Source organism: Amycolatopsis sp. NPDC114503, from assembly GCF_055633655.1.
The window spans coordinates 182486-209143 of sequence record NZ_JBVKDT010000014.1; the positions used below are offsets into that span (position 1 = coordinate 182486).

A 26658-nucleotide genomic window follows, 5' to 3' on the forward strand; every position below is an offset into this window, starting at 1 on the left:
CTTCATGCCCGCCGGGAGCTTCCCCGCCGGATCGGACCGGCTTCGGCGGCGTCAGAGGTCGAGGACCGTCACGGTCACCTGGGCGACATCGCCGGGATCGAGTTTTTCGGCTTTGCGTACCGCGCGTTTGACCGGCAGCACGTAGCCGTGCGCGTTGAGCGGGAAGATCGAGGTTCGCCAGGTGGTGGCGCCGACCCGGACCTGCACGCGCATCGATCCGAACCCGCGGCGCGGCCCGCCTATTTCTCGGATTTCGTCCGAGATGTCGCCGGGCAGGCTGACGAAGGTCCAGGTGTCGGTCCGCCGCGCTTCCCAGATCCACAGTTCGGCGTCGAAGTGCACTTCCACTCCGTCAGCTTCGCACGCGACACCGACAGTTTCCGGGACGATCTACCCGAAGCTCCCGCGCGGCTCGAAAACCGCGCGCCCGGGCGGGTGTTGTCAGAGCCAGGCACCGGGAAGCCGACCAGAAACGGCCGCGGCGGTATCCGCCTCCATTGCCCGAGGGATCACCGGCCGAAGTGCGACCGGAGATGACGCGCCGCATCGGTCGCGGCCAGCTCGGCTTTGCCGATCGTCGCCACCTCGGTGAAAAAGCCGTGCGGGACACCGTCGTATCGGCGGAGTTCCACCTCGGCTCCGTCGGACTGGGCGAGTGTCGCGAAGTCTTCGTAGTCCGATCGCAGCACGTCCACCTGTGCGGCCACGAGGAAGGTCGGCGGCAGGGCGGACAGCGCGTCCGACAAACACGGAACCGCCCGCGGGTCCTGGTCCGCGCCGTAGAGCGACCAGAACCAGAGAGCGTCTGTCTTGCAAAGGATCGGCGCGTCCTCGAACGCATCCCACGACGGTCCTGAGTGAGTGTTCGACGTCGCGGGATAGGCGAGGACCAACGCGCACGGCATTGGGCGCTCCGCCGCGGCCAACGCGGTGCAGACCGACAGCGCGAGATTCCCGCCCGCACTATCGCCGGCCAGGGCGATCCGGGAAGGGTCGACGCCGAGGGACGCGGCTTCTTCGAAGATCCAGTCATGGACCCGCAAGCAGTCGTCCGCGGCTGCGGGGAAGACGTGCTCGGGAGCGCGTCGGTACTCGACCGAGATCACGACACAATCCGCTTCGGCGCACAAGAACCGGCAGAGGTCGTCGACACCGTTGAGCGTGCCCACGACGAATCCGCCGCCGTGGGCGTACATCAGCACGGGGAGATCGACTGCACCAGAAGGCCGGTAACAGCGCACTCGCAACGGGCCGGTCGGGCTGTCGACAGTCCTCTTCTCGACGCTGTGCACGGGCCGGATCGGATGGCGCGGTGCCTCGGCGGTGTCGAAGAGCCTGCGCACGCCCTCGACGCCGTACTGCGCGTACGGCGGGGGAGGTGCCTCGCTGAGCAATGTCTGCGCAAACGCGCGCGCGTCGTCGTCGAGCAGGTCGAGCATCGCGGGAACGGACAAACCCATCGGAGTCCCCTTTTCAGGCCGTTGATCTCGGGTTTCACCGCGGAAATACGGCGGCGGGTGTTGACAGGGCTTCTGATTAGATCACATGATTCAGTCGCCCGATCGGAAAGTGAGGCAGCGATGTCCGAATCCCCAACTCCCGCGGTGGGTGTGCTCGACCGGCCGACCCCGATGGTGCTGTCCGTAGCGCGCCGGCTGCGCGAAGCGTTCTCCCGCGGCGAAGTTTTCACGGCGGCCGACGAACCCCGAGTGATCGGTCTGTCGTCCGCCACCGACGCCCAGAAGGCGTTCGTGACGTTCGCCGGAACGGAGGTCACGGTCTCCGCGGACAGCCTCGCGCCCGCTCAGGTCGCCTGGGACGTGCGATGGCCGGATCCGGTGCCGGCGGAGGCGGATCCGGAGGCGCTGAACGGTTTCGCGGGAGAGGTGCGGACGCTGCTGACCGGGCTCGACGTCGACTGGCGTTCGGCGGCGGAATCGTTCTGGGAGCGCGCGAAAACGCTTCCCGGCATGCCAGGCGGGCTGTCGGTGTACTGCTTCGACGAGGACGCGTCGGCCGAATTCGGCGACGTCGCGCGCGAGGGGTACGGACTTCTCGGCACGGCCGCCGCGCTGGCGCGCGTGTTCGGCGGCCGTTCGCTGCTGTCGGAGGAACTCGAGGGCGGCGAACTGGCCCTCAACGGCCCGTTGTCCGGATTTTCCGCGCTCGTCGGCGCGAACCTGAAGGTGGTGTGCGGTGAACTCTGACCGGCTGAGCGCGATGGCATCCGTTTCGCGGGTACGCCTCGAGGCGACCAACAACGACGGCGTCTTCATCGGCAAGACGCTCTCCGCGGCGAAGTACCGCGCGGGCGGCGGCAAGGGCGTCGCCCTGCCCGATCTGGCTCTGGGGCTGGACCTCAACAACCATTCCGCGCTCGGCTTCGGCTATCCGGCCTGGCGGCGCGACGGGCTGATCACCGACATCGTGCTGCGGCCGGACGAGGACACCCTGGTCGAATGGAAGCCCGGCATGGCCTCGGTGATCGGCGATTTGTGGACGCTGCAAGGGGAACCGGTCGAGGCCGACCCGCGCCAGGCGCTCAAGCGGATCGTTGCCGCCTACCGCGAGCGCAGGCTGCGCGTCCAGGCGTGCGTCGAGATCGAAGCGACCGTGTTCGAGGAATCCGTCCATCAGGCCCGCGCGCAGAAGTACCAGGACCTCACCCCGCTCGGCGGCACTGCCGGAGCGGCGCTGGTGCACGCGAAGTCCGCGGACTACACGGAGTACCTGGAGGCGGTCGCGGCGCGCTTCGACGAGATCGGAATCCCTTGGGAGGCTTGGTCGGACGAGGCCGCGACCGGTCAGATCGAGTTCAATATCGCCCCCGCCGACCCGGTCACCGCCGCCGACTACTGGGCGCGGGCCCGCCAGATCATGCGCGAGGTCGCCTATTCCCTCGGCCGGTCGGTGACGTTCATGTCGAAATGGTCCGCGGCCTACGGACAGGGCGCGCACCTCAACGTCTCGGTCAGCGACGAGGACGGCAACATCTTCTTCAACGCCGCCGCGCCGGCCGAACCGTCCGAACGCATGCTGCATTTCCTCGGCGGCGTAATGGGAACTCTCGAAGCGTCGACCAGTTTCGCATTGCCGACCATCACTTCCTACCGCCGCCTGATGGAGCTGGAAGGCCCGCCGACCACGCAGACGTGGGGCGTGGCCAACAAATCCTGCGCCGTGCGCGCGGTGCTCGCCGACGCCGCGGCGACCCGGCTCGAATACCGGCTGCCCGCAGCGGATTCCAACATGTACTCGACGCTCGCAGTCTTCCTCGCCGGCGGTCTCCTCGGTCTGGACGAGAAAACCACGCCGCCGCCCGCGTTCGACGGGATGGCGTGGGCACTGGCTCCCGGCAGCGTCGCGCCGGTTCCCAAGAACCTGTACGACGCGATCGCGGCGCTCGAGGCCGACGACCAGCTCCGCAAGTACCTCGGGGACGAGTTCATCGACTACTGGATCGGCCTGCGCCGTTGGGAGTGGCTGTCGTTCCATACCGAGGCCGAACGCGACGACGCCCAGCTTTCGGTGTGGGAGTTCCAGCGCTACTTCGAGCTCGCCTGATGGCCGGCGAGGAACGCCTGCGCGCGCTGGCCGCCGCCGTTCCCGCGTCCTTCGGGATGTGGGAGGGCGGCGGCTGGTCCAAGGCGAGCAGCGGCGAGACGCTTCCCTTGCGCGATCCCTGGTCGGGCGAACACTTCACCACGGTGCCGGCCGCCGGGCTCGTCGACGTCGCGCGGATCGTGGGGGAGGCCCAGGCGGTTTTCGAGAGCGGCAGCTGGTCTCGCCTGGCGCCCGCGGCGCGCGGCCGGATCCTGCTGGCGTGGGCGGATCTCATCGAGCGGAACGCCGACGAACTGGCCGTCCTGGTCTCGCGCGAAATGGGCAAGCCGGTCCAGCAGGCCCGCGATTTCGAGGTCGTTTCGGCGGTGCGGAACCTGCGCTGGTACGGCCAGCTGGCAGACAAGCTGATGGACGATTCCCCGCGCGGTCTCCAGGACGCAGTGGCTCTGGTGACCCGCGAGCCGCTGGGCGTGGTCGCGGCCATCACTCCGTGGAACTTCCCGCTCAGCCTCGCGATGCTCAAACTGGCCCCAGCGCTCATGGCCGGAAACAGCGTGGTCCTCAAGCCCGCTTTGCAGACCTCGGCGTCGTCGCTGCGGCTGGCCGAGCTGAGCAGCCAGGCCGGGCTTCCGGACGGGGTGCTCCAGGTCGTGACCGGGCGCGGTTCGACGGTCGGTTCGGCGCTCGGCCGCCACTACGGCGTCGCCTGCGTGACGTTCACCGGCTCGACCGAGATCGGCCTGCAGCTGCTCGGCTATGCCGCGGAGTCCAACGGGAAAACGGTTTCGCTCGAACTCGGCGGCAAATCGCCGAACGTCATCTTCGCGGACGCGCCCGATCTCGAACGTGCCATCGACACCGCGGCCTGGGCATTCACCTTCAACACCGGGCAGATGTGCACCGCGGGGTCGAGGCTGTTCGTGGAACAGTCGGTGTACGACGAGGTGATCGAAGGGCTCTGCGCGCGTGTGTCCGCGCTCTCGATCGGCGATCCGCTGGACCCGGGCACCGACCTCGGGCCGTTGAGCAGCCGCACCCAGCGCGACACCGTTCTCGAGTACATCCAGTCGGGCCTGCGGGACGGCGCCACCTTGCGGACCGGATCGGAACACGCGCTGGACGAAGCGCGCTCTCTGGTCGCACCGGCGGTGTTCACCGGCACCAGCACGTCGATGCAGATCGCTCGCGAGGAGATTTTCGGGCCGGTCGTCTGCGTCCAGCCGTTTCGCGAGGAAAGCGAAGCGCTGCGGCTGGCCAACGACACGGTTTACGGGCTCGGCGCCTCGGTGTGGACCAGCGACGTGTCGCGCATCCACCGGATGGCCCGCGGGATCAACGCCGGGAACGTCTGGGTCAACTCCTACGAGGAAGGCGTGCCGTCCACCCCGTTCGCGGGCCGGAAGCTGTCCGGCAACGGCGCGGACAAGGGCACCTACGCCCTGGACAAGTACTGCCAGCTGAAGACCACCTGGATCGCCCTCGAGCCCGGGAGCTGAGACCGCCATGCCCGTACCCGTCACCGCCGCGGTGCTCAACGACGCGCCCGGCAAGCTTGAGCTGGAAACGCTCGTCCTGGACGATCCTGGCCCGGACGAGGTGCTGATCGACGTGCACTACGCCGGTCTGTGCCGTTCGGACCTGCACGAGATCGAAGGCACGTGGCCTGCCTCGTGCCCGACCCTGCTGGGGCACGAGGCGTCCGGCGTCGTCCGGCACGTGGGCGAGCGGGTTCGCGCGCTGCGGCCCGGCGACCACGTCGTGACGTGCTTGAGCATCTACTGCGGCAGCTGCCGGTTCTGCCTGTCCGGCCGGATGACCCTGTGCCCGCACCGGGGTTCGCTGGGGAGCCGGACCCGGCCGGTCCTGGTCAACGAACGGGGCCAGCCGGTGCACCCGACGGCGCGGCTCGGCGCGTTCGCCGAGGCGATGGTGGTGCACGAGCACTCCGTCGTGCGCATCCCGGAACGCATGCCGCTCGCCGCCGCCTCGGTGCTGGGTTGCGCCGTCGTGACCGGGTTGAGTTCGGTCTTCCGGAGCGCGCGGGTGGAACCGGGTTCGACGGTCGCCGTCGTCGGCTGCGGCGGGATCGGCATCGCGGCGATTCAGGGCGCCCGCCTCGCCGGTGCTCGCGAGATCATCGCCGTCGACGCGGTCGAGGCCCGGTTGACCGACGCGAAGCGGTTCGGTGCGACGCTCACTGTCCAAACTGGACGGGATGACCCGGTCGAAGCGGTCCAGGAGCTGACCCAGGGCGGGGTCGATTACTCGTTCGAGGCCGTCGGGCTCGCGGCCACGGTGGAGCAGGCCTTCGCCATGCTCGGCCCGGGCGGCACCGCGACCGTGGTCGGCCTGGTGCCGGACAGCCAGCCCGTCTCGATCCGCGCGTCGGAGCTGTTCCTGCGGGAAAAACGGCTCCAGGGCGCGCTGATGGGCTCCAACCAGTTCCCGGCCGACATCCCCGGTTACGTCCGCTACTACGAGCAGGGCCGGCTGAACCTCGACGACATGCTGTCGGCGACCGTCCCGCTCGACCGGATCAACGAGGGGTTCGAACTGATGAAGAACGCTGGCGGCACAAGGGTGCTCGTGAACATCGGGGGCGGCTCGTGAAGCCGCTGATCGCGATTACCGGGCGCCGGATCTCCGCGCGGACGCTCAACGGCGTCGACCGCCGTTGGTCCGCGTGCCAGGCGGACATGTTCTGGGCGGAATTTGGCATGAAGATCGCCGAGGCGGGCGGGATTCCCGTTCAGCTGCCCTACGAATCCGCCGGACCGGCGGTCATCGAACGCGTCGACGCCCTGGTGCTCACCGGCGGCCAGGACGTCGATCCCGAGAAGTGGGGAGGACCGCCCCCGGCGCACAGTCCGACCGACGGCGAAATCCTGGTCATCGACCGCCGCCGCGACGACTACGAGATTTCCCTGGCCCGCCACGCGATCGCGCGCGGAATTCCGGTACTCGGGATCTGCCGGGGCGCTCAGGTCCTCAACGTCGCCCTCGGCGGCACGCTGGTTCCGCATCTGGTCGACGGCGAGATCACGCACTACTCTCTCGCCGCCGTCCCGGATCGTCGACCGGACCGCGAACATCCGGTCGACTTCGCGGCCGGATCGTTGGCCGAGCGGCTCTACGGAACGCGGCGGCCGGTCAATTCCTGGCACCACCAGGCTGTCGACCGCCCCGGAGAAGGGCTGGTGATCTCGGGACGAGCGCCCGACGGAGCGGCCGAGACGATCGAACTGCCCGGCCGTCCGGTCCTTGGCGTGCAGTGGCATCCCGAGGCGTCCGAAGGACTTGAGCCGTGCTTCGCCTGGCTGATCGAACAGGCATCGACGATAGGGAGCCGAGAATGACCAGCCCGCCAGAGGTCGATGTCGTCATCGTCGGCGCCGGCATCACCGGAATCGCCGCGGCGGCGCAGCTTCAGCGCGCCTGCCCGGACAAGAGCTACGCCGTGCTGGAGATGCGCGATTCCGTGGGCGGCACCTGGGATCTGTTCCGCTACCCGGGCATCCGCTCCGACAGCGACATGTACACGCTCGGCTTCGGATTCAAGCCGTGGGTCGAGCCGGAGGCGATCGCGTCGGGCGCGTCGATCAAGAGCTATCTGGCCGAAACCGCCGACCAGTTCGGGATCACCGAGCGGATCCGGTTCGGGACCCGCCTGGAGTCCGCGTCCTGGAACAGCGCGGACAACACGTGGACGCTCGGGGTGCGCGACGCGTCCGGCGAGGACCGGGTGCGGTGCCGGTTCCTTTATCTCGCCACCGGTTATTACAGCTACCGCGGCGGGTTCAACCCCGCGCTTCCCGGTGAGGAGTCGTTCGAAGGCCGGATCGTGCACCCGCAGGAGTGGCCGGACGACCTCGACTGCCGGGACCGGAGCGTCGCGGTCATCGGCTCGGGTGCCACCGCCGTGACGCTCATTCCCAGCCTCGCGGACCAGGCGGCGAAAGTGACGATGGTCCAGCGGTCGCCCACGTACGTCTACATCGCGCCGGCTGTCGATCCCGAGGCCGAGCAGTTGCGCGAGGAGATCGGTGCGGAGAAGGCGTTTCACGAGATCCGCCTGCGCAACCTCCACAATCAGCAGGAGACGTACCGGCACGCGCGCGAGAATCCGGAGGAGTTCAAAAAGCTGATCTTCGACGCTATCGACGAGGTCGTCGGCCCCGACGTGCGCGAAGCCCATTTCACCCCGGACTACGAGCCCTGGGACCAGCGCGTGTGCGTCGTGCCGGGAGGCGATCTGTTCCGGGCGATCCGCGACGGAGCCGCGGAGGTGGTGACCGGCCACATCGAACGAGTCACCCCGGCCGGCTTGACCTTGCGGGACGGGACCGAGGTCGAAGCCGACCTCATCGTCAAGGCGACCGGGCTGAACGTCGTCATGGGCGGCGAGGCGACGTTCGAGATCGACGGGGAGGCCGTCGACCTCGGGCGCAGCTGGACCTACAAGGGATTGGCGTTCTCCGGCGTGCCGAACCTGGTCTACGGCTTCGGGTTCGTCAACTCGTCGTGGACCCTGCGGATCGAGATCGTCAACGAATTCTGGTGCCGCGTTCTCCAGCACATGGACAAGACCGGCGCCACGCGGGTCACTCCGGTGCCCGCTGACGACGCGATGCCGCGGCTTCCCTACACCCCGGGCGTCACCTCGGGATACATGCAGCGAGCCGCCGACCGGATGCCGGCGCAGGGGGACCGCGAGCCGTGGGTCAACCCGCAGAACTACGCCGAGACGGTCCGGCTCTTCGAAACGGTCGACGACGGGGTGCTCCGCTATGGCTGACTCTTCTCACGCGTGGTCGGCGATGACGCCCACCGCGTTCCTGGACCGGGCGGCCGCGGCGCACGGCTCGCGAACCGCTGTCATCGACGGCGAACAGCGGTGGAGCTACACGGAATTCCGCGACCGGTGCCGCCGGCTCGCCGGAGGGCTTCGCACGGTCGCGGCCGGGAGGCCGGTGGCGGTACTGGCCCCCAACACCCATGTCGCCCTCGAAGCGCACTACGGCGTCCCGTGGGCCGGAGTTCCGTTGGTAGCGCTCAACACCCGGCTCGGCACGCGGGAACTGACCTACATCCTGGAGCACTCGGATGCCGGAGTTCTCGTCTACGACCCGTCCTATGCCGAGATCGTCGGCGAGGTCTGTGCGGCGCTGAAAACTCCGCTCGTGGCCATCGACGCGGGCTCCGCGTACGAAGACCTGCTCGCGAGGGCTGAGCCGGTCCAGGAAGAAGTCGCCGACGAACGATCCCTGCTCGCGGTCAACTACACCTCCGGCACCACCGGACGCCCGAAAGGCGTGATGTACCACCATCGCGGGGCGTATCTCCAGGCGCTGGCGATGGCGAACCACTTCGCGCTGAGCCCGCGCACCGTCCACCTGTGGACCCTGCCGATGTTCCACTGCAACGGCTGGTGTTTCACCTGGGCGGTCACCGCGGCCGGCGGCACACACGTCTGCCTGCCCAAAGTCGAGCCCGCGGAGATCTGGCGGCTGATTCAGGAGGAAGGCGTCACGAGTCTCAACGGCGCACCAGCGGTTCTCGACCTGATCGCCCATTTCGCAGGAGCCTCGCCGCTGCCTCGGCAAGTTTCCGTGGGCACCGGCGGCGCACCCCCGGCACCAGCCGTGCTCCGCCGGATGACCCGGCTCGGGTTCGACGTCACGCACCTCTACGGGCTGACGGAAAGTTTCGGTCCCGCGCTCGTCTGCGAGCCCGTGCCGGAATGGCGAGACCTGGCCGAGGAAACCGTCGTGCGGCTCAAGGCGCGCCAAGGCGTCGGCAACCTCGTGTCCCTGCCGCCCCGGGTGGTCGACGGCCACGGCGGCGACGTGCCCGCCGACGGCGCGACGGTCGGGGAGATCGCGCTCCGCGGCAACAACGTCATGCTCGGCTATCTCCACGACGAGGCGGCCACCCGGGCGGCGATTCCGGACGGCTGGTTCCGCACCGGCGACCTCGCGGTGCGCCACCCCGACGGTTATCTCGAGATCCGCGACCGGAGCAAGGACGTCATCATCAGCGGCGGCGAGAACATCGCCAGCGTCGAGGTCGAGCACGTCCTGGCGGAGCATCCGGCGGTGCTCGAAGCCGCGGTCGTCGGAGCGGCGGACACCCGGTGGGGCGAAATCCCCGTTGCGTTCGTGCAACTCGCGCCGGGTGCCTCCGCCACCGCGGAAGAACTGGTAGACCACGTCAAGGCGCGGCTGGCGCGCTACAAAGCTCCTCGCCTCGTTGTCTTCGGGCCCCTGCCGAAGACGTCGACCGGCAAGACACAGAAGTTCCTCCTCCGCGCCCGTGCGGCCGAGGAACACTCGTAGCCAGCTGGGAACCTCCGGTCGCGCGGGCCGTCAGCAAGGCCCCGCGCGACCGGAGGCGGTCTATCGGGTGCGGTAGAGATTGAAAAGCGCGTACAGGGACTGGGCGCCGAAACCGGCTTCGACTCCGCGCTTCAGCAAACCTGTCGCGGCCTCGAACATGGGTGCCGAGTCCAGCCGCTCGGAGATGGCGTCGCGGAACGGCCCGACGCCTGCGTGGTACACGTCGATCGTCGCCTGGTCGGTGGAGAAGTCACCGGTTTCCAGCGTCTCGGCGAACTGGTCTTGCGCGGCGTGCAGGACCTCTTCCATCTGCCGGGCCAGAGCAATCATTTCGCTCACGGCGACCCCGCTCGCCGTGACGAAGCGCGCTGCCTCGATGAAAGCGAGGATGCTGGTCCCGTAGAACGCGCCGACCCCGGCGATGTCGAGCACGTTCGCTCCGTGCGCGGCGCCGGACACGTGCCGGGAGGCTCCTCCCAAGCTGCGCACCAGTTCCCGGTGCGACTCCCAGACCTCCGGCGGCCCGGCGACGAGCAGCTGGCACTCCGGGCCGCCGATCTGCTCGGGGAACGCCAGCACCGCGCCGTCGAGGTAATGCACTTTTTGTTTGTCCGCCCATCGCGACATCCGGGTGGCGTCGCCGGGAGCGCCGGTCGTCAAGTTGATCAAGGTGCGCCCGGCCGGCAGGTCCGCGTCTACAAGGACGCTCTCGAGAACTTCGTAAGTACTGAGGCAGGCGATCGTCGTCCGCGCCGAGCCGACCGCTTCGCGCGCAGTGCTCGCCGTTCGCGCTCCGAACCGCTCGAGGGACTGGGCCTTCTCAGCCGACCGGTTCCAGGCGGTCAAGCTGCGTCCTCCGGCGAGAACCGCGCGGCCGAGCGCGGCTCCCATGTTCCCGCAGCCCAGGAGCGCGACGTCGAATTCCGGTTGCTCGTCCATGAGTCTCCCAACATCGGTTCACCGGGAATGGCGGGGAAGCGGCGAGTGCGCGTCGAACAGGGACGGCCGCGCGGGCGTTGTTCGCCGGCGGGCGGGACGCCTGAGGCTTCCCTGGTTGTGACCTGTCGCACGGACTGTAGGCGTACTTGGTCATCCGATCAAGGCGTTTGATTAGATCAACTTCGCAGACCGCGGCGCGGCGGAGCCAGGGATATTTCCGGCATCGCGCGCGAGTCGGTCGGCTCCGGTCTCGCCGCGTTCATACAATTGACTTGGTCAAAAGCCCAGGACGGCGACGTCCAGGGGGGAACGAGGGAGATCCGATGGCGCACGTGCCGACGCAGGTCCGTTCGGAACAGTTCATCGAGGCGGCGGTCCGCATCATCGCCGAGCAGGGGGTGCCGCGCGCGACGACGCGGCGGATCGCGGAAGCGGCGAACGCCCCGCTGGCGTCGCTGCACTACTGCTTCCGGGACAAGGACGGGCTTTTTCTCGCCGTCTTCCAGCATCTCGCGGACGAGGCCGCCTCGGCGTTCGACTCGATGGAGCCGGCCGAGCTGGAGGTGACCGTCACGCGGCTCGTCGAATTCATGGGGCGCTGGGTCGTCGAGCACCCGGACTACGCGCTGGCGCAGCTCGATCTGTACCTGTGGATGGCCCGGCACCGGCCGGCGCTCGCGGCCGAATCGGCCGAGGTGTACCTCCGGTCGGTGGCGGACGTCCTGCAGCGCTCCGCCGGTCCGTCCGTGCCCGCCGATCGCATCAAAGCCCTCGCGTCGGTGCTGGCGGGCGTGGCCGACGGGCTGGTCGTCCAGCGGGCGGCGCTGCAGGGCCAGGCGCACGTCGACGCCTATGTCGCGGCGTTCCTCGCGGGCGTTCCGGGGCTGTGCGCCCGTGCGCGCGGGGAGGAATTCGCCTCGGACGCCTCATAGTCCGTTTCCTCCGCGGCGATTCGCGGTTCGGCTCTTGACACCTCATGGGACGCCGCTCACACTCTTGGTCACTCGACCAGATCAAATGACCAAGACGCTTGGTCGGGCGTCGGAGTGGAGAGAGCGATGACTGCCGAGACCAAGGCCGAACTGCGTTCCGTCGAGGTCGCGACGCCGCTTGCCGAGATCCTCGAGATCGTCGCGCGGGACGGCGGCGTGATCATCAAGAACTTCTTGTCGGCGGACCAGATCGCCCGGTTCAACGCCGAGGTCGACGGGCCGATGAACGCGCTGTCGCCCGGTTCCAAGCACGAGAACGAGATCGTCGCCGAATTCCACGGGAGCAACACGAAGCGGCTGACCAACCTGGTGACGCACAGCAAGACGTTCCGCGAGGAGGTCCTCGACAAGGACCTGATCCACTCGCTCTGCGACGCCCTTTTCCTCGAACAGTCCGGCACCTACTGGCTCACCACGGCGCAGCTGATCGAAATCGGCCCGGGCAACAAGGCGCAGATGCTGCACCGGGACCTGGAGAACTGGTACCCGTTCGTCGGCATGGGGCCGCGAGGCCCGGAGGCGTGCGTGAACTTCATGATCGCGTTCACCGACTTCACCGAGGAGAACGGCGCGACCCGGGTCATCCCGGGAAGCCACCTCTGGGAAGACTTCGAGGACCGCGGCCGCCCCGAGGACACCATCCCTGCGGTCATGAACGCGGGCGACGCGTTCTTCTACAGCGGCAAGACCGTGCACGGCGGCGGCGCGAACGTCACGACCGACGAGTACCGCCGCGGGCTGGCCTTCCCGTTCAACCTCGGGTTCCTCACCGGCGAGGAGGCGTACCCGTTCCTCGTCGACCTGGACATCGCGCGCACGCTTTCGCCGCGCGTGCAGCGGATTCTCGGTTTCCGGTCCCAGTACCCCATCGGTTCGCCCGGTCTCTGGCAGGTGGACTACGAGGAGCTGGGCGACTACCTCGGGCTCTGAGCCCGTCCGGCCGTTCGCACGACGGGCCCGGGCGCGCCGGAGAGCGGCGGATCGCTCTCCGGCGGGGCCGGCCCCCTTGTCCCGAGGGAAGATCCATGGCCATCGATTCGTCCAGGACTGCCTACGAACGCACGAAGCGGAGCGTCGGAGGCGGGGTCAGCTCGGGACTTCGCGCGGCGATGCGACCGGTCCCGTTGTTCGTCGAGAGCGCCCGCGGAGCGCATCTGTGGGACCTCGACGGCGACCGCTACGTCGATTACGTCATGGCTTGGGGCCCGCTGGTGCACGGCCACAGCCACCCCCGCGTCATCGACGCGGTCGCCCGGGCGATGACCTCGATGCAGGTCGTCGGCATGGGCCACCGTCTCGAGTACGAAGCCGCCGAAGCGGTCCTCAAATCGGTGCCGGGAGCCGAGCGTCTCTTGTGGACCAACACCGGGACGGAGGCGGTGCAGATCGCCTTGCGGCTCGCCCGGGCCGCAACCGGACGGCATCGCGTCGTGAAGTTCACGAAGGCCTACCACGGCTGGCACGACAGCGTTTACGCGAGCCTCGGCGCCGGAGACACCGGCGAAACCGCAGTTCCCGCCAGCCGCGGCCAAAGCCCAGACGCCTGTGCTGATCTGATCATCGCGCAGTTCAACGACATTTCCGGAATCGAAGCGCTTCTCGCCGAGGCGGAGGAACGCCGGATCGCCGCCGTGCTCGTCGATCCGATCATGAGCAACGCCGGCGTGCACGCCCCGGTGCCGGGTTTCCTCGAAACGTTGCGGCGTTTGTGCGACGCGCACGGCGTGGTGCTGATCTTCGACGAAGTCATCACCGGGTTCCGGATCGCCCGCGGGGGAGCCGCCGAACTGTTCGGCGTGCGCCCGGACCTTTCCACCTTCGGAAAAGCCATCGCCGGAGGATTCACCCAAAGCGCGGTCGCCGGCCGCTGCGACATCATCGACCTGGTGGAAGACGGCGTCACGCACGCGGGCACCTTCAACGGAAACCCAGTGGCACTGGCCGCGGTAACGGCGGCGATGGAATTGTCGGCGGAACCCGGCGTCTTCGATCGGCTCGACGCTTTGGGTGCGGCCTTCGAAAAGGTCATCGGCGACGTGCTGATCTCGGCAGACGTCCCGGGCTCGCTCCGGCGCGTCGGTTCGCTCCTGCAATTCGTCCCGCGCGGCGAGCAGACGAGCCTGCACGGCACCGGAGGCCTCTGGGCCGAAATCACCGGCGGAATGCTCGGCGCGGGCGCCGTTTTCATGCCGTCGGGAAAGATCTTTCTCAGCACCGCACACTCGATCGCCGACGTCGAGCAGACGGCGGCGGCTCTCGAACGAGTTCTCAGGCAGGTTCGCGCGGATCCGCGCTAATGCCTTCAACCGCCATTCCACGAGACTGACGATTGCGCTTGACACTCGGACCTATTGCCAAGAACGCCTGTTCTTCACTGTCGAATAGGGATGAACCGAATGACTCAAGACAATGATTCCGCTGTCGTTTCCGCGCTGCCGGTCACGGAGCGCCCCGCCCGGCGAACCGCGCTGATCGGCGTTTCCTGGCTGCTGTGCACCGTGACGATCGCGGTCGCCTTCATGCTCGCTCCGCTGCTGCCTGCCATGGAGTCCCAGTTCCGGATCGGAGTCTCGGCCGCGACGTGGGTCTTCACCGTCCTGGCGCTGGGCAGCGGCGCCGGGTTCGTGCTCATCCCGCGGATGCAGGACGTCGTCGAGGACCGCAAGATGCTGCTCGGGTCCGGGCTGTTGCTCTTCGCGGGCGCCCTCGTCGCGGCGATCGGCGACTCGTATCCGGCTCTGCTCGTCGGATCCGCGATGCTCGGCTTCGGCAGCGCGGCCCAGATGCTCCCGCTCGGCTTCTTGCGGCGCAACCTGACCGGCGCGTCCATCGCCACGGCGGTCAGCGTGTTGATCATGACCACCGGCACGGGCGTGGTCGCCGGAATGGTCGGCGGCGGTCTCGCCGTGAAATACCTGTCCCTGCAGTCGTTCTTCTACATCCTCGCCGCAGCCTTCGCGGTGACGACCGTCGCCTTGCTGATCGTGGTACCGCCGTCGCGGCCCGCCTCGTCCGCACGCATCGAAGTCCGCGGCACCGTATGGATGATCGCGTGGGTGAGCCTGGTGCTGCTCGCCGTCTCCGAAGTGAGTGTCTGGGGCATTGTCAGCCTGCTGGTACTCGTGGCCGGTGTGGTGCTCGGAGTGTTCTGGGCCCGCGCGGAACGCAACTCGAAGGCCGCGATCTTCGATCTCAGCCTGCTCAAAAAGCCTTTCGCGACAACGGCCTGCGTGTCGTCATTCCTCTTCGGTGCCGTCGACGCGGGTTTCGTCCTCCTCGTGACGTACTACACGCAGACCCCGAGCGAGGTCGGCTACGGCCTCGGTGCGGACGCGCTCTCCACCAGCCTTCTGATGCTCCCGTTCGCGTTGACGATGTTCATCAGCGGCAAGGCCGCCGAGCGAATGGTCCAGCAGGGGAGGCCCGCCGTCATCCTCGCGGGCGGGGCCGCAATCTGCATGGCCGGACTGCTGTGGCTGGCGGTCGCGCACGAATACACCTGGCAGTACCTAGTCGGCTCGGCGATCGTCGGCCTCGGAAGCCGTGCCGGTTACAGCGGATCGTTCGCTGTCCCGCAACTCGTCGTCAACGACGAACAGGCCGGAATGGCGGCTGGCTTGCCTGGCACGGTCATGATGATCGGCTCCGCGTTCGGCGCCGCGGTGATCACAGTCGTCCTGTCGCTTTCCTTCATCCCCGGCCTGCCCGGCGTCCCGGTGGCTTCCCTGTACACGGCCGGATACGTGGTCACGGCGCTGTTCCCGGTCGCGATCCTCGCCGCGGTCCTCCTGTCGACGCGACGTCATCCGGGAGCGTTCAAAGCGCTCATGACGCAGCATCCGTAGAAAGGACGGACGTGCCGACGAGGCTGGTGTCCCGGCGGGTTTGCCTAGCTGGCAACGTTTCGGGACGCTCAGCCGCTGCCCTCATCGAGGTTGGTCACCGCCGCATATCCGGCAGGGCACGGGACAATCATTCATCGCGCGAACCGCGCGGGTCCAGCTCGCGGGATGCGTTCGCTGCTGGGGCGTCGGCGTGGATATGCGGGCCTGGCATATGTGCGCGGCTGTCGTTGTGTGCGAGTATCGGCGCGGCTCCGTCTTTGGGCGTGTTCGGTGTGACGGTGGCGGGTTGCCCTCCGCTTGCTTTTTTGATTGCTGTGGAGTTGCTGAACCGGGCATTGCAGGGCCATCGACCTGCTCCGGTCGTCCTGCCGGCGGGTGTCGAGTCGGCCGGGCTAGCGAGTGAAACCGAGGCAGCCGTGGATCCAGCGTCGGAGGCTGGCGTGGTGGACGGCGAGTTGACGGCTGAGCGGAGGATGTGGCTGCACTACGAGCAGGAGGCCGCAAGGGGGCGGCGGCCGTCGGGTGCGGAGGTGGATCGGGTGGCGGGGACACACAACTACGGTCGGCGAGTCCTCCGGCGGTGGAAAGTCGGAGGCCGTCTCGACGGGGGAGCTGACGTGCTGGAGGTTGAGGGCGGTTTCAAGACATTTCCCAGGGCGCCAACGGCTTGTGGGCGGACACTTTCCCTTTCCTTGACGACCGCGGACCGCCATGAGGCCCCTAACAGGACGAGCGTCTCATACACCACCACCGCGGCTACTAACGGCGTCATGCACCGATGAGAGGGCGGCCATGCCCGACGGTAAACGCTGTAAGGTTGCGCGACGGCTCAGGTCCGGTCCCCGGGCATGGCGCTGGGGACGGACGACCTGGCCGAGTTCCTTGACCGCGAGCGGGGCGACGACGAGGACGGCGGTGGTGTCGGAGTGCGCGAGCCGCGCCGCCCGCTTCCGCCGTCCCCGGCCAGCGGCGCGGGTGCGCGGCCACTCCCGGAACTGATCGTCACAGCGAAACTGCCCAACCTTCCGACGTGGTAGGAGAGGGCAGGATCCGCAGAGGCAAGCGGCGCGCCGGGGGAGCCGGGTCAGCACGTTGGTCCGTCCGGCCCCTCGGCGGCTCAGCCGTTTGGGACGGTTGCGGCGCGGAATCACGGGGCACCAGGAACACCGGGTCGGTGACCGGCCGGCCGCTGGCCAGCCGGTTTGTGGGCACCCTGCACGTCGGACTTAAGACCAGTACTCCCCTGAGACGATGCGACCGCCTGGTCGCATCACCTCGAGAACGTCACGGCTTGACATTTCAGCTTCTGATATGTCTTTAGTGTCGATGCCTAGAGTCACGGCCCGCTGGGGTCATTGCGTCATTCCAGCGACGGCTCTCCCCGTTATGTCGGTATCCGGGTACGTTCGGACCCATGGCGGACCCGCACCTCACCCTGCCGGAACGATCCGCGCTGCTCGCACTGATGACCCTGATACGCGAAGCGTCGAATGCCGACCTCCGCGACGAACTGGGTTTCGAGATCAAGAAAGCGGAGCGGGAGCACCTGGTTGAATTGGGCTACATCAAGGCGTGGCAGACCGGTAGATACCGGGCCTGGGTGCATGAACTGACGGACGAGGGCTGGCGGCGCTGTGGCGACGAATTGGGCAGTCCCACTCCGAAGCGCGCGCAAAAGGCTACCCGCCTGCAATACGCCTTGACCCGCCGGTTCGCTGCTTTCATGGCACGTTCCGACCTGCGTGTCGCGGACATCTTCGTCCTAGGCGACGAGCTGGGTGCCCCGGACGGCGATATCACTGACCGAATCCGCGCCGCGTACACCGAATTGGCTGCCGCGCCCGGAGCGGGGGTCAGCTTGACCCGGCTGCGGCGTGCCTTCGCCGACGTGGCGCGTTCCGACCTGGACGCCGCCCTTCTCCGGCTGGCCCTGGAACCGAAAGTGCGGCTCAATCCCGAGTTCAACCAGAAAACGCTGACCCAGGCGGACCGAGCCGCCGGATTGCGCACCGGCGGAGAGGACGTACACCTGCTGTCGATTGAACAGTCATGAAGGATATCGAACGCGACGCACTGACGGAACTGGCCAAGACCAACTGGGCACCCACCAGAGAGAGCGTGTGGACCGAGCCGGAGGCGCACGTAGACGGTCTCAACGATCAGGCGTTGCGGACGGTCATGACTGGCTTCGCCGACGCCGAGGCCAGTGACGCAGAGAGCCCGATCGGCGTGGCCGTCACCGGACGGCCCGGCTCAGGCAAGACCCATCTCGCCGCTACCGTGCGGAAGCGGATCAGCGCGGCGGGCGGCTACTTTTTCGCCCTCGAACTGCGGCACGAAAGGTCTTTCTGGCAGAAGGTCGTGCTCGACGTGCTCGGCGGTCTTCTCCAGTCCGGCAGCGGCGGTGTGGAACAGGGCGTGATCCTGCGGCGGGAGCTGTCCCGGAAACTCGCTTTGCCCGATCCCGCGCATCGGCAGCTCATGGGACTGGACAAGCCGACCCGGTCCGGGCTCGACGAAATGGTAGAGGCGCTGGACCGGTTCGATCGGCGGCTCGCCTTCGAATGCGGGCACACCCTGCGAGCCTTGGTGTTGCTGGCCAGTGATTCGGTGACCATCAGGGAGATCGGCATCGCCTACCTGTCCTCGGAAAACGAATCGGTGGTCGGCGAACGAGCCGAGTGGGGCCTTCGCACCAGCCGTAAAACATCGCACGAAATGGTCAGCGATCTATTCAAGCTGATCGCGCTCACCGGGCCGAGTGTGATCGCACTGGACCAAATCGACACGCTGATCCAACAGTCAGAGCGAGGAACCGACAGTGCCGCATCGGAAACCGGGTTCGACCCGGTGACGGACCCGATAGGATTGCCCAGGAGGCGGCTGTTCGAGGATGTCGGCAGCGGGCTCATGGAACTGCGCGAAGCCACCCGCCGGTCACTGGTTCTGGTGGCCTGTATGGACGCAGTCTGGCAGGGCATCCGGGATTACGCGCCGGGCTCCGTCGCGCAGCGGTTCCGTCGTGCCGAGCAACTGGACACCATCCCGACGGCAGCGGTCGGGCAGGCGCTCATAGAAAAACGATTCGCGCTCAAATTCTGCAAGGTCCGCTTCACTCCGCCTTATCCGAGCTGGCCGGTACGGCCGGAGGCGTTCGCTGACGCGGTCCGGTTCACCGCGCGCGGCCTCATTCTCCGGGTCGACGCCCACATTCAGACGTGCCTGGAGGCGAATGAGGTCATCGAACTGACCAGTCTCGACGAGTCGAGCCGGCCCGACGTGTCCGCGCCGCGACCAGGGCCTGCGCTGTCGCCGGTCGAGCACGGCGCATTCGCCGAGATCGACCAGCGGTTGGCTGCCCTGGTGAACGATGCCGGCGTGAACGCGGAGATCGCCAAGGCGTTCGACCCGCACCAGGAGGATCGGTGCATACCGGACCTCCTGCGTCGTGGCTTGAACTGGTGGGTCGCCGAACAGGGCGAGGAACGCGTCCAGTATGAGGTGCCGGCGGAGACGATGGCCGCCGGCAATCCGGCCCTGCACGGCGAATTGCGGCGGATCGTGGACGAAGACACCGAGGACCAGATTTATTGGTCGTTCCGGGCGATCGCGTGGACGAACGGGAAAGCGGTGATCAACCGCATTGTCCGGGTCCTGAGTGCCACCGGCCTGGACCCGGCGGTGCCGAAACGCAAGGTCTATCTGCTGCGCACCGGCGATTGGTCGAAAGGCAGTGGTACCCGGCAGAAGGTCCGGGAATTCGAGGCCGCGGGCGGGGTGGTGGTCCGGCTGTCGAGGGAGGCGCTGGAGACCGGTCTCCGCACGTTCGCCGCATTGGAGCGATTGGCCGCGACCCTGCCGACGGCCCAGTTCAACGCATGGATGCTCAGCCGCCGTCCGGCCGGCCGCACCGCGTTGCTGCGCGAGGTGTTCGGCGATCCGCCGGACGACGCGGATCCACGACATCCTGAACCCGGACCCGCTCCAGGGCCGCGATCGTCCGACCTGCCCAGGCCGACAGCCGATCCGGGCACGACCAACCTATTCGCGGCCGCGCCAGCGACAGCGGACCAGCTGACGCTGCACGTGGGAGACCGGATGGATACCGGTGCGGCGGTGACGATTGCGTTGGAATCGTTGCGGAAACACCTGGCGATCTTCGCCGGATCCGGGTCGGGCAAGACGGTGTTGATCCGACGGCTCGTCGAGGAGTGTGCGCTGCGCGGCGTCTCCGCGATCGTGCTCGACCCCAACAACGACCTGGCCCGGCTCGCCGACTCATGGCCGCAGCCGCCGGATGCCTGGAGATCCGAGGACGTGGCCCGCGCCGACGACTACCTTCGCAACACCGACGTGGTGGTCTGGACGCCTCGCTGGGAAGCAGGCCGGCCGTTGACGTTCCGTCCGTTGCCCGACTTCGCCGCGGTCGCGGACAACCCGGACGAATTCCGCCAGGCCATCGAGACAGCCGTCGCCGCGCTCGCACCGCGTGCCCGTGCCGACGGTGCAACCGCGAAGGCCGAGCGATCGCGCGCCGTTCTCAACCAGGCGCTGCGGTACTTCGCGCACAGGACCGGCGGTGGGCTGGGCGATTTCCTGGATCTGCTCGGCGACCTGCCCGATGACGTCACGCCACTGGCCAAGGCAGACGAAATGGCGGCGGACATGGCGCAGACCCTGCGCGCTGCCATGATCAATGATCCGCTATTCGGAGGTGCCGGTGAGCCGGTGGACCCAGGTGTGCTGCTCACTCCGGCGGCCGGGAAACGTGCCCGGATCTCGGTGATCAGCCTGATCGGCCTGTCCGCCGAGGAACAACGGCAGAGTTTTATCCACCAGCTCCAGATGGCCCTGTTCGCCTGGATCAAGCGGCATCCCGCGGGTGACCGGCCGCTCGGTGGGCTGCTGATCATGGACGAGGCACAGACCATCGCCCCGTCCGGTGCGCTTACCGCGAGCACCTACAGCACTCTCGCGTTGGCCTCGCAGGCCCGCAAGTACGGTCTCGGCCTAGTGTTCGCCACGCAGGCGCCGCGCGGTATCCACAACCGGATTTCCGGCAACGCCGCCACGCAGTTCTTCGGCTTTCTCAACAGTCCGTCGCAGATCGCGGCTGCCAAGGAAATGGCAGCCGCGAAAGCCAGTTCGGTGCCGGACATTTCCCGGCTGGGCGCCGGCCAGTTCTATGCCGTCGCCGAGGGCTTGGCCTTCCAGAAGATCCGCACCCCCATCTGCCTGAGCCACCACCCGCCGAGCCCGCTGACCGTCGAAGAAGTCATCGCCCGCGCTCGGCGGAGCTGATGTCTGCGCAAGGAGTGGACCCGCAGTGGAGAAGGTGATCGAGAGTCTGGTCAAGGGCTTCCAAGCCGACCAGGACTTGACCGAATTGCCAGAGTTCGAGGCGTTCGAGGCGTTCGCCGCCTATTGCGTGCTCAGCTCGTACTACAACGATCCCTTCAACCCGGACGCGTACCGTACCGGCGGCGGCAACGATCTCGGTATCGACGCGTACGCAGTCCTGATCGACGGGGATCTGTATCGGGACCCGACGGAAGTGCGAGCGGCGATGAGCCGCAGGCGGCCGCAGGTGCAGGTTGTGATCATCCAGGCCAAGACCAGCGGCAAGTTCGAGACCAAGGTGATCTCGGATCTCGCGGAGAATCTTGGTCACCTGTGCGGCTCCGGCGAAATACCGTACGACATATCCGCCGATGTGGCCGGCCTGCGCGACTGCCTGGACGTCGTGTTCGAGAACTCGGCCCGGCTGGCTGGCCAACTGCCGCAACTGCACGTCCATTATGTGACCACTGGCGATCAGATCTCGGATATGGTCAACCGCAAGGCGCGATCGGCCGAGAAACATTTAGACAAGCTCAACCGATTCGATACGACCGACGTGCGCTGTGTGAACTGGCGGGAGCTGCGCACGTTGTACCAGCAGGCGACCAGCACTATCCGAGTCACCTTGCCGGTGCCGAAACAGTTCGCGGTACCGGCCGGTCCCGGCGTTGAACAGTCTTTTGTAGGACTGATCGCCGCGCCAGAGCTGGTCCGCACGATCTTGGAGGACGGCTCAGGAAAGCTGCGGGAGAACCTCTTCGAGAGCAACGTGCGCGCCTTCCAGGGCTACAACAAGGTCAACCGCGGTATTCGGGAAACCCTGCGGGATCCGGTCAAGCGGCAGCGGTTCGCAGTGATGAACAACGGAATCACCATCGTGACCCGGAAAATGGACCGGGTCGGTGACGACTTCGTGTTGGACGATTTCCAGATTGTGAATGGCTGCCAGAGCTGTCATGTGCTGTTCCACGAGCGAGATCAGCTCACCGATCAGGTTTTCGTCAGCGTTCACATCGTCCACTCGGTGGACGAGGACGTGATCCAGGGCATCGTAGCCGCAACCAACCAGCAGACCCCAGTCAGTGACGAGGACCTGGCCGCGCGCGAGGACTTCCACAAGGAACTGGAGGACTTCTTCATCCTCGGCTGGGACAAGCCGCAGCAGCTGTTCTATGAACGTCGTGCGAAACAGTACAGCGAACGCAAGGACGTCGAGAAGACCCGGGTCATCAGCCGTGCCCAGCTCAGTCGCGCGTACCTGGCGATGTTCCTGACCGAACCGTCCCGCGTGGGTCACTACCAGGAGCTGATCAAGGCGCGCGGCACTGAATTGTTCGTCAGCGGCCAGCCGCCGATCCTGTACTACACCGCCGCGGCAACCTGGTACCGATTGGAATGGATGATCCGGAATCAGCGGATCAATCGCGGCTACCGGCCCGCCCAATACCATCTTATGGCGATGATCCGGCAGAAACTGGTCGGTTCAGCGAACCTGCCGTCCAATAGAAGGGCGGCGCAGAGAGAGTGCGACCGGATCCTGAAGATAGTCTGGAATGCGGAGGCAGCGGAAAAGCTGATCGTCCGCGAGTTGCTGCCGGCGATCCAGCGAGCGATCGACTCCGAACGGGCCGTCGGGGTGCCGCTGGGGGAGGCAGTACGCAACGAACGGTTCGCCGATCTGATCCGCAGGGAGCTGACCGACAGCACCAGTCCCTAAAGGGCGCGGTGCGGCCAGCTTGTGGTGTCGGTGCGACTTTGGCTCCCGGTGGCTGGCTCGCCGCGATCGGCCTGCTTGGCATGGTGGTGAGCGCGCGCGGAACTGCACCCACGAGTGCCTGATCCGAGGTTGATCGAGTCGGCATGATCGGAGTGGCAAGGTGTCCTCGGGTGCCGCCCCGGGCCCCCGGCCCGGGGCGTGATGCCGTGCTCGGCGAGTCGGTGCTGAATGGTACTGGGACGTTCGGTGACCTGGGGTCGTGGACTTGCCATTCTGGCAGAGGTCAGCGGCTTCGTCGACCTGGCGGCGGGTGACAGGCAGCCCGGTTCGGAGCACAGGATGCCGTGGCGGTGGAGCATCCGGCTGACGGGTTTGCGGTCGATGCCGAGTTGGTTGACGGTGGCACCGGCCGGGCAGCTGGCGACGACCTGCTTTGCCTGGTTGTGACCGGGTAATGTCCGCTGTCAGCTGTCCCGAGTCAGCTGGAATCGGGCAGGATAGGAACATGAGCGGCGCGGTTTTGTATGACGGTTGGTGCGGCGAGCCGATTGCGTGGGCTCGAATCGGTGATCCCGTTATCGGGCAAGAGTGGACCGAGCACGGCTCGGTGGCCGTGACTGGTCGGCTGTCCCCGGCTGAGGCGCTTCGCAAGTACGGTCCCATCACTGAGATAGTGGTTGGCCGCAACGGCGGCTTTCAGTCCGTCACCTACGGCGCGACCAAATTCGTCTCCCGGTTCGTGGATCCGCGAGGCACGGGTCTGTACAAGGACACCGTTGTTGTCGTGCACGACCCTGCCCGGGACAATTACGAATGCCCGATCTGCCAGGCTGCGCCTGGCGAGCAGTGTGTGAACAAGAAGAAGCAGCCGTGCGGAACGCACAGCAAGCGCGCTCAGGGGCGCTCGCGATGGGAGATCGAGCAGGCTGATGCTGCGGCCCGAAAAGCGCGGGAGGAAGCGGAGGCTGCTGAACTGCAGCAGCGCGAGATGGCCACGCCGCCGGCTCTCGGCGTGGTGCTAGAAGTCAAGCGCTGGATGCTTGCTGATCGCACAGCGTCCGATGCTGCCGACCGATACACCGTCGAGCGCACCTACGCCAACCGGACGGTTCAGGCCACTACGGATAGCGGAGAACGAGTGTTCCTGGCCCGCAACGAATACACCGGCGGATGGCACCTCATCTGCGGCCAGCCGACGGCTATGCGCCTGCCATGCCGGGGCGGCGGTGCTGGCGTGCAGTGCAGGGTGCGGCACAAGGCGGGGTTGCACCTGCGTGAGGATTCGCCGTGGACCTGACGCGGCGTCAGGAGAGACGGTCGTCGGCTGGCAGATGCATTGTTCACGCAAGTAAGGCACTTCCGAGTCAGTGAATACCATGCTCGCATCATTGAAGTTCGACCGAGGTTGAAGTCAAGCCGGCATCGAGATCATCCGTTCCGATGCCGCCGCAGCGGCACCGAGTTCCGGTCCGCTTGACGTGTCTCGTCCGCGACTGCGGTCGTTCCAAGGGAGGCGACGTGGACCGGCCACGCGTGCCGTCGGTGCCGTGTCCGCCGGGTTTTCGCCGCGGTCGTCGCACCTGAGGCGACGGACACGCTCACCGGACTGGCCAGACCCCGAACAGTTGTGGACGGGCGAGGTTGGTCGAGGCGCGCGGCTAGCCCCGAACGACGGCGGTCAACTGTTCCCGAGAGCGAGCTGGCCCGAGTTGTAGTCGTCGACCAGAGCCTGCACCGTTTCGCGGGCGCAGGCTTTGTTGGTGCCGAGGAATCCGGTCGGGCCGCGTTTGATCCAGCCGGCGACGTAGGTCGCGGGCAGCGGTTCGCCGCTCGACGCTAGCCGAGTTCCTCGCGCGGTCGGTCTGGGCGGTCCTCGACGGCAACCTCCGGGTCCTCGGCGTCGAGATCGATCCCGAGCGTCCGGTGGCGGACCTGCTCGGCGGCTGAGGCCGACCGGAGATGTCGGCGGAGAACGCAGAGGGTCGATCGCAGCTCGCGCACTGTGTTCGGAGGGTCGCCGTGGCGGCGGATGTCGCGGTGGCTTCCATGAAGGACCGCTCCGGCAGGAGCGGTGAGGTTGTCGATCCAGCCGTGCTCGCGCATGTTGGCTCAGGTGGTCCGCGCAGAGCGGTCCGACGAGTCAACCGTTCTGGTTGCCCGCGGCTTCGGTCCGGGCTGCGTTCACGAATCGGGCGGCGAGTCGTTCGCTGAGTTCCTCGACCTCGGCTTCGTCCGGATCCTTTTCCGCATTCTGGCGCTGCGCCCATGCACGTGAGGCGCCGGTCAACGGCCGACACGAGGCTCACGCCGCCAACGGCGGCGATTCCAGGTCAGTCCATTCGTGGTAGTGATTGCGCGCCTCGCGGACGGCGTAGGCGGCGGCCAGCACGGCGATGATCCAGCCGGCGACGCCGACTGGCAGGGCGTAGTTGCCGTCCGGTGCCGTCAAGTAGCCGAGGACGAAGTTCCCGGCCAGGTAGAACAAGCCCATCCACGGCTGGGAGCCGTGCCTCATGACGCCGAGGCAGGTCGCTGAGCCGAGCAGGCCGCCGGCGAGGAGCAGGACGAAGCTGAGAACCTCTTGGCCGGCCTGATCGGCCACGAAACCGAGGAGCACGAGGCCGACCGCCGCGAGGGAAGTCGGACGCAGCAGCGCCCGCAGCGCGGACCGGCGCGTCGACCAGTTCGCGAACAGCAGCACCAGCAACGCGAAACTCACCGTTCCCGGGCCGACGAGCACCGTGAACCCGCCTTTCAGCAGTTCGTCCGAGGTCGGACGGTCGTCGGCGGAGAACAGCCGGGGGACGATGGCTCCGGCGAAGAGCGACGCGTCGACCGCCGTGCCGACGAGCCACATCCGGGTCGTCTTCACCGGACCCGGAAGTTCGGGCACCGCCACGACCGCGATCCCGGCCCGATGCAACTGGTCGAGTTCGTAGCGCTCCCGGAACCGCCACGAGTAGTACCCGGCCGCGCCGATCACCAGGAGACCGACGAGCAGCAGCAGGACGGGCCGCGGGAAATCGGCCGCCCACCGCAGATTCGCCCGTGCGTCGGGCTTGTTTCCGTTGACCGACACCAGTGCGGTGCCTGTCGCCCAGCCGAAGGCCGTTCCGCCGAGTGCCCACGCGGCGAGGGTGAACGGGAACGACGGCGACGTCGCCGCCCGGCCCTGCCGAATCGAGCGCTCGACGCAGTGCCGGGAAACCGTCCGCCGCCCGGCCCGGAGCGCCGGCACGGCGACGACCGCGATCGACACCGCGACGTACACCGGCGTCCACGAGACGACGCCGTCCCGGAGGAAGCTCTCGCCGACGATCGCGTTGCCCGCTCCCAGGCAGGCGAGCAACGCGACCACGCCCGGAGTCCAGCCGATCCGGCGTCCCGCCCGCGTCCTGTTCATGTGCTCCCCGCCCTGAGATCCGGAGGCAGCATAGGGCAAGCCGGACGTTGGGACGAGAGGTTCGGCTGCCGGTCACACAGGGGAGGAAGCGGTCCGGGTTCCGGGACAGGAAGGGTTTCGGGGCGTGCCGTCGGCCTTGATCAGGGCAGTTGCCGATCGGCAGCGGAGCGTTTCGGCGCCGCGGCCGAATGAACCAACGGTTTCGACGGGCGCAGCAGGGATCGAATCTGCAACCGCGTCGCCGCTTTTCCCTGCAATGCCTGCGAACTACGAGCTGGCAATGCGCCCTTCGGCGATCAGATCCTTTGCACGCCGGAACTCGTCGACGGCTTCGGCGACGCGGAAATGCCCGTCTGCTCGACTGCGACGAAGACCTGCTCGCGGACACCGTCTGGCAGGCGACGCGCAACCTGTGGACCGGCCGGCGCACAGGTGCATTTCGGTGCTCGCACAATCCAATCGCCGAGTCCGTGGCGGCGCCGGAACGGGCATCGTGGGCGCGGCCGGTCTGGAGTGCGGCGGT

21 protein-coding genes are annotated in these 26658 nt (G+C 67.5%); 17 read left to right on the forward strand and 4 right to left on the reverse strand.

Annotated elements, in window-relative coordinates:
• Positions 1-51: 51 nt before the first annotated feature.
• Both ACZ7OI_RS41035 and ACZ7OI_RS41040 read right to left on the reverse strand, forming a co-directional pair.
• Positions 52-348: a DUF1905 domain-containing protein gene (locus ACZ7OI_RS41035; RefSeq protein WP_470269517.1), complete on the reverse strand. Its 297-nt coding sequence runs from the start codon at positions 346-348 to the stop codon at positions 52-54.
• A 161-nt stretch (positions 349-509) separates the two neighbouring features.
• Positions 510-1460 carry an alpha/beta hydrolase gene (locus ACZ7OI_RS41040; protein WP_470269518.1) on the reverse strand — a complete coding sequence of 317 codons (951 nt, stop codon included), beginning with the start codon at positions 1458-1460 and terminating at the stop codon, positions 510-512.
• 120 nt (positions 1461-1580) lie between these two features.
• Between ACZ7OI_RS41040 and ACZ7OI_RS41045 the strand changes: the two genes are divergently transcribed.
• From ACZ7OI_RS41045 to ACZ7OI_RS41075, 7 genes are read left to right on the forward strand one after another with little or no spacing between them, the layout of a single operon-like run.
• Positions 1581-2207: a hypothetical protein gene (locus ACZ7OI_RS41045; RefSeq protein ID WP_470269519.1), complete on the forward strand. Its 627-nt coding sequence runs from the start codon at positions 1581-1583 to the stop codon at positions 2205-2207.
• Entirely contained in the window at positions 2197-3564 is a 1368-nt protein-coding gene (locus ACZ7OI_RS41050) for a glutamine synthetase family protein (protein WP_470269520.1), read from the forward strand. The genes ACZ7OI_RS41045 and ACZ7OI_RS41050 overlap by 11 nt, the downstream gene beginning before the upstream one ends.
• Positions 3564-5060: an aldehyde dehydrogenase family protein gene (locus ACZ7OI_RS41055; RefSeq protein ID WP_470269521.1), complete on the forward strand. Its 1497-nt coding sequence runs from the start codon at positions 3564-3566 to the stop codon at positions 5058-5060. The genes ACZ7OI_RS41050 and ACZ7OI_RS41055 overlap by 1 nt, the downstream gene beginning before the upstream one ends.
• 7 nt (positions 5061-5067) lie before the next feature.
• Positions 5068-6174: a Zn-dependent alcohol dehydrogenase gene (locus ACZ7OI_RS41060; RefSeq protein ID WP_470269522.1), complete on the forward strand. Its 1107-nt coding sequence runs from the start codon at positions 5068-5070 to the stop codon at positions 6172-6174.
• Positions 6171-6920, forward strand: a complete 750-nt coding sequence (locus tag ACZ7OI_RS41065) for a gamma-glutamyl-gamma-aminobutyrate hydrolase family protein (protein WP_470269523.1) — start codon at positions 6171-6173, stop codon at positions 6918-6920. Before ACZ7OI_RS41060 ends, ACZ7OI_RS41065 begins: the two co-directional genes overlap by 4 nt.
• Positions 6917-8359, forward strand: coding sequence for a flavin-containing monooxygenase (locus ACZ7OI_RS41070; protein WP_470269524.1), 1443 nt, complete (start codon positions 6917-6919; stop codon positions 8357-8359). The genes ACZ7OI_RS41065 and ACZ7OI_RS41070 overlap by 4 nt, the downstream gene beginning before the upstream one ends.
• A complete protein-coding gene (locus ACZ7OI_RS41075) occupies positions 8352-9899 on the forward strand; it encodes an AMP-binding protein (RefSeq protein WP_470269525.1) in 1548 nt (515 codons plus the stop codon). Before ACZ7OI_RS41070 ends, ACZ7OI_RS41075 begins: the two co-directional genes overlap by 8 nt.
• A gap of 60 nt (positions 9900-9959) precedes the next feature.
• Here the strand turns inward: ACZ7OI_RS41075 and ACZ7OI_RS41080 are convergent, their stop codons facing one another.
• The gene (locus tag ACZ7OI_RS41080; protein ID WP_470269526.1) at positions 9960-10838 is read right to left on the reverse strand and encodes an NAD(P)-dependent oxidoreductase; all 879 of its coding nucleotides are present in this window, start codon (positions 10836-10838) and stop codon (positions 9960-9962) included.
• A gap of 323 nt (positions 10839-11161) precedes the next feature.
• Here ACZ7OI_RS41080 and ACZ7OI_RS41085 point away from each other — a divergent pair, with 323 nt between their 5' ends.
• The 10 genes from ACZ7OI_RS41085 to ACZ7OI_RS41130 all read left to right on the forward strand — a co-directional run bounded on the left by ACZ7OI_RS41085 (position 11162) and on the right by ACZ7OI_RS41130 (position 25007).
• Positions 11162-11770 (forward strand): TetR/AcrR family transcriptional regulator, encoded by a 609-nt coding sequence (locus ACZ7OI_RS41085; RefSeq protein ID WP_470269527.1) that lies wholly within the window; start codon positions 11162-11164, stop codon positions 11768-11770.
• A gap of 126 nt (positions 11771-11896) precedes the next feature.
• Positions 11897-12760 (forward strand): phytanoyl-CoA dioxygenase family protein, encoded by an 864-nt coding sequence (locus ACZ7OI_RS41090; protein ID WP_470269528.1) that lies wholly within the window; start codon positions 11897-11899, stop codon positions 12758-12760.
• A 95-nt stretch (positions 12761-12855) separates the two neighbouring features.
• Positions 12856-14127, forward strand: a complete 1272-nt coding sequence (locus ACZ7OI_RS41095; protein WP_470269529.1) for an aspartate aminotransferase family protein — start codon at positions 12856-12858, stop codon at positions 14125-14127.
• A gap of 99 nt (positions 14128-14226) precedes the next feature.
• Positions 14227-15675, forward strand: a complete 1449-nt coding sequence (locus tag ACZ7OI_RS41100) for an MFS transporter (protein ID WP_470269530.1) — start codon at positions 14227-14229, stop codon at positions 15673-15675.
• Between the two features lie 848 nt (positions 15676-16523).
• Positions 16524-16712, forward strand: coding sequence for a hypothetical protein (locus ACZ7OI_RS41105; RefSeq protein ID WP_470269531.1), 189 nt, complete (start codon positions 16524-16526; stop codon positions 16710-16712).
• A gap of 377 nt (positions 16713-17089) precedes the next feature.
• Positions 17090-17728 carry a hypothetical protein gene (locus ACZ7OI_RS41110; RefSeq protein ID WP_470269532.1) on the forward strand — a complete coding sequence of 213 codons (639 nt, stop codon included), beginning with the start codon at positions 17090-17092 and terminating at the stop codon, positions 17726-17728.
• On the forward strand, positions 17725-20976 hold the full coding sequence (locus ACZ7OI_RS41115) for an ATP-binding protein (RefSeq protein WP_470269533.1): 3252 nt from the start codon (positions 17725-17727) through the stop codon (positions 20974-20976). Before ACZ7OI_RS41110 ends, ACZ7OI_RS41115 begins: the two co-directional genes overlap by 4 nt.
• Positions 20977-21001: 25 nt before the next feature.
• Positions 21002-22732 carry an AIPR family protein gene (locus ACZ7OI_RS41120; protein WP_470269534.1) on the forward strand — a complete coding sequence of 577 codons (1731 nt, stop codon included), beginning with the start codon at positions 21002-21004 and terminating at the stop codon, positions 22730-22732.
• Positions 22733-23237: 505 nt separating this feature from the next.
• Positions 23238-24029 carry a hypothetical protein gene (locus ACZ7OI_RS41125; RefSeq protein WP_470269535.1) on the forward strand — a complete coding sequence of 264 codons (792 nt, stop codon included), beginning with the start codon at positions 23238-23240 and terminating at the stop codon, positions 24027-24029.
• A 780-nt stretch (positions 24030-24809) separates the two neighbouring features.
• Positions 24810-25007, forward strand: a complete 198-nt coding sequence (locus tag ACZ7OI_RS41130) for a hypothetical protein (protein ID WP_470269536.1) — start codon at positions 24810-24812, stop codon at positions 25005-25007.
• Between the two features lie 27 nt (positions 25008-25034).
• On the opposite strand, the gene ACZ7OI_RS41135 is transcribed toward ACZ7OI_RS41130, so the two are convergent.
• The gene (locus ACZ7OI_RS41135) at positions 25035-26135 is read right to left on the reverse strand and encodes a hypothetical protein (protein WP_470269537.1); all 1101 of its coding nucleotides are present in this window, start codon (positions 26133-26135) and stop codon (positions 25035-25037) included.
• Between the last annotated feature and the right edge of the window lie 523 nt (positions 26136-26658).

Bases quoted from the DNA above. Each gene is read 5' to 3' on its own strand.
- ACZ7OI_RS41080 (WP_470269526.1), bottom strand. From the start codon at position 10,838: ATGGACGAGCAACCGGAATTCGACGTCGCGCTCCTGGGCTGCGGGAAC.
- ACZ7OI_RS41060 (WP_470269522.1), top strand. From the start codon at position 5,068: ATGCCCGTACCCGTCACCGCCGCGGTGCTCAACGACGCGCCCGGCAAG.
- ACZ7OI_RS41115 (WP_470269533.1), top strand. From the start codon at position 17,725: ATGAAGGATATCGAACGCGACGCACTGACGGAACTGGCCAAGACCAAC.
- ACZ7OI_RS41110 (WP_470269532.1), top strand. From the start codon at position 17,090: ATGGCGGACCCGCACCTCACCCTGCCGGAACGATCCGCGCTGCTCGCA.
- ACZ7OI_RS41085 (WP_470269527.1), top strand. From the start codon at position 11,162: ATGGCGCACGTGCCGACGCAGGTCCGTTCGGAACAGTTCATCGAGGCG.
- ACZ7OI_RS41040 (WP_470269518.1), bottom strand. From the start codon at position 1,460: ATGGGTTTGTCCGTTCCCGCGATGCTCGACCTGCTCGACGACGACGCG.
- ACZ7OI_RS41075 (WP_470269525.1), top strand. From the start codon at position 8,352: ATGGCTGACTCTTCTCACGCGTGGTCGGCGATGACGCCCACCGCGTTC.
- ACZ7OI_RS41125 (WP_470269535.1), top strand. From the start codon at position 23,238: ATGAGCGGCGCGGTTTTGTATGACGGTTGGTGCGGCGAGCCGATTGCG.
- ACZ7OI_RS41105 (WP_470269531.1), top strand. From the start codon at position 16,524: ATGGCGCTGGGGACGGACGACCTGGCCGAGTTCCTTGACCGCGAGCGG.
- ACZ7OI_RS41055 (WP_470269521.1), top strand. From the start codon at position 3,564: ATGGCCGGCGAGGAACGCCTGCGCGCGCTGGCCGCCGCCGTTCCCGCG.
- ACZ7OI_RS41100 (WP_470269530.1), top strand. From the start codon at position 14,227: ATGACTCAAGACAATGATTCCGCTGTCGTTTCCGCGCTGCCGGTCACG.
- ACZ7OI_RS41135 (WP_470269537.1), bottom strand. From the start codon at position 26,135: ATGAACAGGACGCGGGCGGGACGCCGGATCGGCTGGACTCCGGGCGTG.
- ACZ7OI_RS41045 (WP_470269519.1), top strand. From the start codon at position 1,581: ATGTCCGAATCCCCAACTCCCGCGGTGGGTGTGCTCGACCGGCCGACC.
- ACZ7OI_RS41070 (WP_470269524.1), top strand. From the start codon at position 6,917: ATGACCAGCCCGCCAGAGGTCGATGTCGTCATCGTCGGCGCCGGCATC.
- ACZ7OI_RS41090 (WP_470269528.1), top strand. From the start codon at position 11,897: ATGACTGCCGAGACCAAGGCCGAACTGCGTTCCGTCGAGGTCGCGACG.
- ACZ7OI_RS41095 (WP_470269529.1), top strand. From the start codon at position 12,856: ATGGCCATCGATTCGTCCAGGACTGCCTACGAACGCACGAAGCGGAGC.